Source organism: Kushneria sinocarnis, assembly GCF_003633775.1.
In the GTDB taxonomy this organism is placed as follows: Bacteria; Pseudomonadota; Gammaproteobacteria; order Pseudomonadales; family Halomonadaceae; genus Kushneria; species Kushneria sinocarnis.
This window is the reverse complement of the sequence record NZ_RBIN01000015.1, coordinates 1-5,464: the sequence shown is the minus strand read 5'-3', so window position 1 is coordinate 5,464 and position 5,464 is coordinate 1. Positions and strand designations below refer to the sequence as shown.

Here is a 5,464-nt window from a genome sequence, read left to right as displayed (position 1 = left end):
CGAAATCGGCATTGACATTTCGGTGGCGGTGAGTAAAATGCTCACTCTCTCGCAAACGGCACAGGCCACAGCGGGAACGCTCTTTAACAAGTCGATCAGGCAATTTGTGTGGGCGTCTGGTTCGCGACGGTGCGGCACAGCATCATCGGAAACAGACGACTCGTCAAAATGCGAGTTTTCGTTCCGAGTCAGGATTGATCCGCCACGATGGTCTCGACCATCGGTCAGGATCGCAGACTTTCAACTGAAGAGTTTGATCATGGCTCAGATTGAACGCTGGCGGCAGGCTTAACACATGCAAGTCGAGCGGCAGCGGACCCTTCGGGGTGCCGGCGAGCGGCGGACGGGTGAGTAATGCATGGGAATCTGCCCGGTAGTGGGGGATAACCCGGGGAAACCCGGGCTAATACCGCATACCTCCCACGGGAGAAAGCAGGGGATCTTCGGACCTTGCGCTATCGGATGAGCCCATGTCGGATTAGCTTGCTGGTGAGGTAACGGCTCACCAGGGCTGCGATCCGTAGCTGGTTTGAGAGAATGATCAGCCACACCGGGACTGAGACACGGCCCGGACTCCTACGGGAGGCAGCAGTGGGGAATATTGGACAATGGGCGAAAGCCTGATCCAGCCATGCCGCGTGTGTGAAGAAGGCCCTCGGGTTGTAAAGCACTTTCAGCGGGGAAGAAGGCGTGGCGGTTAATACCCGCCACGAAGGACATCACCCGCAGAAGAAGCACCGGCTAACTCCGTGCCAGCAGCCGCGGTAATACGGAGGGTGCAAGCGTTAATCGGAATTACTGGGCGTAAAGGGCGCGTAGGCGGCCTGTCACGCCGGGTGTGAAAGCCCCGGGCTCAACCCGGGAACGGCATCCGGAACGGGCAGGCTCGAGTGCAGGAGAGGAAGGTAGAATTCCCGGTGTAGCGGTGAAATGCGTAGAGATCGGGAGGAATACCAGTGGCGAAGGCGGCCTTCTGGACTGACACTGACGCTGAGGCGCGAAAGCATGGGTAGCAAACAGGATTAGATACCCTGGTAGTCCATGCCGTAAACGATGTCGACCAGCCGTTGGCCTCCTCGAGAGGCTGGTGGCGCAGTTAACGCGCTAAGTCGACCGCCTGGGGAGTACGGCCGCAAGGCTAAAACTCAAATGAATTGACGGGGGCCCGCACAAGCGGTGGAGCATGTGGTTTAATTCGATGCAACGCGAAGAACCTTACCTGCCCTTGACATCCCGGGAATCCGCCGGAGACGGCGGAGTGCCTTCGGGAACCCGGAGACAGGTGCTGCATGGCTGTCGTCAGCTCGTGTTGTGAAATGTTGGGTTAAGTCCCGTAACGAGCGCAACCCCTATCCCCATTTGCCAGCGGTCCGGCCGGGAACTCTGGGGAGACTGCCGGTGACAAACCGGAGGAAGGTGGGGACGACGTCAAGTCATCATGGCCCTTACGGGCAGGGCTACACACGTGCTACAATGGCGAGTACAAAGGGTTGCGAAGCGGCGACGTGAAGCCAATCCCGTAAAGCTCGCCTCAGTCCGGATTGGAGTCTGCAACTCGACTCCATGAAGTCGGAATCGCTAGTAATCGCGTATCAGAATGGCGCGGTGAATACGTTCCCGGGCCTTGTACACACCGCCCGTCACACCATGGGAGTGGACTGCACCAGAAGCGGTTAGCCCAACCTTCGGGAGGGCGACCGCCACGGTGTGGTTCACGACTGGGGTGAAGTCGTAACAAGGTAGCCGTAGGGGAACCTGCGGCTGGATCACCTCCTTAAACGCAACCGCCCGCGCGAATCAGCGCGCCCACAGCAAATTGCCTGATCGGAATAGAGCGAAGACTGTTCGGGTCTGTAGCTCAGTTGGTTAGAGCGCACCCCTGATAAGGGTGAGGTCGGCAGTTCAAGTCTGCCCAGACCCACCAAATTCGTCTCTCGCATTGTCAGAAGCCATCCCGCATGAAACACCATGTGGCGATATCGCTCTTTCGCGCGGGACACGAATGGCATCGTCAGAGGGGCCATAGCTCAGCTGGGAGAGCGCCTGCCTTGCACGCAGGAGGTCGGCGGTTCGATCCCGCCTGGCTCCACCACCGACCCGAAGAAAAGTACAGTCGCAAGTCGATTCGATGACACCATCGAGCCGGTTTCCGACTGTCGCTTTGCGACAGTACGCTCTTTAACAATGTGGATCATGCTGACTGTTCCGGCCGGCGACAACACCGAAGCGCACGCTTCGCGTCGTGATCGCCGGTCCGGACAAAACGTGATACGTCTCAAGCGTATCCGGCGAATCGTACGTCATCCTGATCAGACCCCTTGGGGTTATATGGTCAAGCGATGAAGCGCGCACGGTGGATGCCTAGGCAGCCAGAGGCGATGAAGGACGTGACAGCCTGCGATAAGGCTCGGTGAGGTGGCAAATAACCTGCGACCCGGGCATTTCCGAATGGGGTAACCCACTCACCGTCAGGTGAGTATCCATGAGCCAATACATAACTCATGGAAGCAAACCGGGAGAACTGAAACATCTAAGTATCCCGAGGAACAGAAATCAACCGAGATTCCCCAAGTAGTGGCGAGCGAACGGGGAGCAGCCCTTAAGCATGTGACTGGCTAGACAAAGTGTCTGGAAAGGCACGCCATAGCGGGTGACAGCCCCGTAGTCGAAAGCCTGATCATGTGAAATCGAGTAGGTCGGGGCACGTGAAACCCTGACTGAAGACGGGGGGACCATCCTCCAAGGCTAAATACTCCTGGCTGACCGATAGTGAACCAGTACCGTGAGGGAAAGGCGAAAAGAACCCCGGTGAGGGGAGTGAAACAGATCCTGAAACCGTGTGCGTACAAGCAGTGGGAGCACTCTCGAAGTGTGACCGCGTACCTTTTGTATAATGGGTCAGCGACTTGTTGTCGGTAGCGAGCTTAACCGCATAGGGGAGGCGCAGGGAAACCGAGTCTTAACAGGGCGCGCAGTTGCCGGCAACAGACCCGAAACCGGGCGATCTATCCATGGCCAGGGTGAAGGTCAGGTAACACTGACTGGAGGCCCGAACCGGGGTTCGTTGAAAAGAACTCGGATGAGCTGTGGATCGGAGTGAAAGGCTAATCAAGCCCGGAGATAGCTGGTTCTCCTCGAAAGCTATTTGGGTAGCGCCTCACGTATTACCACCGGGGGTAGAGCACTGTTTCGGCTAGGGGCCCATCCCGGGTTACCAAACCGAGGCAAACTCCGAATACCGGTGAGTACAGCGTGGGAGACAGACAGCGGGTGCTAACGTCCGTTGTCAAGAGGGAAACAACCCGGACCGCCAGCCAAGGTCCCCAAATCCCGGTTGAGTGGGAAACGATGTGGGAAGGCTCAGACAGCCAGGAGGTTGGCTTAGAAGCAGCCATCCTTTAAAGAAAGCGTAATAGCTCACTGGTCGAGTCGGCCTGCGCGGAAGATGTAACGGGGCTAAACCGGGTACCGAAGCTGCGGGCGTGTCCTTCGGACACGCGGTAGAGGAGCGTTGTGTACGTCTGCGAAGGTGTGTCGTGAGGCATGCTGGAGATATCACAAGTGCGAATGCTGACATGAGTAACGATAAGGGGAGTGAAAACCTCCCCCGCCGGAAGACCAAGGGTTCCTGTTCGACGTCAATCGGAGCAGGGTGAGTCGGCCCCTAAGGCGAGGCCGAAAGGCGTAGTCGATGGGAAACGGGTCAATATTCCCGTACCGGATGTCATTGCGATGGGGGGACGAAGAAGGCCAGGTGAGCCGGGCGTCGGTTGCCCCGGTGAAAGCATGTAGGCCGAGCGATCAGGCAAATCCGATCGCTCATCGGTCGAGATGCGAGACGAACATCCCACGGGATGGAAGTCACTGATGCCACGCTTCCGGGAAAAGCCTCTAAGCTTCAGATGACATGCGACCGTACCCCAAACCGACACAGGTGGTCAGGTAGAGAATACCGAGGCGCTTGAGAGAACCCGGGTGAAGGAACTAGGCAAAATGGCACCGTAACTTCGGGAGAAGGTGCGCCGGTGACCGTGACAGCCCTCGCGGCTCGAGCGGGCACCGGCCGAAGAGACCAGGTGGCTGCAACTGTTTACTAAAAACACAGCACTCTGCCAACGCGCAAGCGGACGTATAGGGTGTGACGCCTGCCCGGTGCCGGAAGGTTAAGTGATGGTGTCAGCCCCTTCGGGGGTGAAGCTCCTGATCGAAGCCCCGGTAAACGGCGGCCGTAACTATAACGGTCCTAAGGTAGCGAAATTCCTTGTCGGGTAAGTTCCGACCTGCACGAATGGCGTAATGATGGCCACGCTGTCTCCACCCGGGACTCAGTGAAATTGAAATCGCAGTGAAGATGCTGTGTACCCGCGGCCAGACGGAAAGACCCCGTGAACCTTTACTACAGCTTCACACTGGACGCTGATGTTGCTTGTGTAGGATAGCTGGGAGGCCGGGAACTCGTGGCGCCAGCCGCGAGGGAGCCACCCTTGAAATACCAGCCTTGCATCATCGGCGTTCTAACTCCGCACCGTGAGCCGGTGCGAGGACAGTGTGTGGTGGGTAGTTTGACTGGGGCGGTCTCCTCCCAAATCGTAACGGAGGAGCACGAAGGTACCCTCAGCGCGGTTGGAAATCGCGCAGTGAGTGCAAGAGCACAAGGGTGCTTGACTGCGAGACGGACATGTCGAGCAGGTGCGAAAGCAGGTTCTAGTGATCCGGTGGTTCTGCATGGAAGGGCCATCGCTCAACGGATAAAAGGTACTCCGGGGATAACAGGCTGATACCGCCCAAGAGTTCACATCGACGGCGGTGTTTGGCACCTCGATGTCGGCTCATCACATCCTGGGGCTGAAGTCGGTCCCAAGGGTATGGCTGTTCGCCATTTAAAGTGGTACGCGAGCTGGGTTTAGAACGTCGTGAGACAGTTCGGTCCCTATCTGCCGTGGGCGTCGGAAGTTTGAGAAGTGCTGCTCCTAGTACGAGAGGACCGGAGTGGACGGACCTCTGGTGTACCGGTTGTCACGCCCGTGGCATCGCCGGGTAGCCAGGTCCGGACGGGATAACCGCTGAAGGCATCTAAGCGGGAAGCCCCCTTCAAGATGAGACTTCCCCGGGGCCTTGCGCCCCCTGAAGGGCCCTCGAAGACGACGAGGTCGATAGGCGCGGTGTGTAAGTGCGGCAACGCATTGAGCTGACGCGTACTAATTGCCCGTGAGGCTTGACCATATAACGCCCAAGCGGTCTGCGATGACACGTCGCTGGATGCGCCGAAGACGCATCACACAGCATGATCCACGAATCCGTCGGGCCGCCCTGCGGCGACCCGACCACCGAATTGCCTGACGACCACAGCGAGCGGGTCCCACCCGATCCCATGCCGAACTCGGCAGTGAAACCGCTCAGCGCCGAGGGTAGTGTGGGGACTCCCCATGCGAGACTAGGTCATCGTCAGGCACCCCTTCCGAAA

General features: G+C 58.3%; 2 tRNA genes and 3 rRNA genes. All 5 read left to right on the top strand.

From position 1 onward, the window contains the following. Positions 1-241: 241 nt before the first annotated feature. Positions 242-1,777, top strand: a 16S ribosomal RNA gene (locus C7446_RS16200). A 70-nt stretch (positions 1,778-1,847) separates the two neighbouring features. After that, positions 1,848-1,924, top strand: a tRNA-Ile gene (locus C7446_RS16195). A 92-nt stretch (positions 1,925-2,016) separates the two neighbouring features. Further along, positions 2,017-2,092, top strand: a tRNA-Ala gene (locus tag C7446_RS16190). Between the two features lie 238 nt (positions 2,093-2,330). Continuing rightward, positions 2,331-5,223 (top strand): 23S ribosomal RNA (locus C7446_RS16185). Between the two features lie 112 nt (positions 5,224-5,335). Further along, positions 5,336-5,451: ribosomal RNA gene (gene rrf / locus C7446_RS16180) — 5S ribosomal RNA — on the top strand. Together the 16S, 23S and 5S rRNA genes with 2 tRNA genes alongside form the textbook arrangement of a ribosomal RNA operon. Positions 5,452-5,464: the final 13 nt, after the last annotated feature.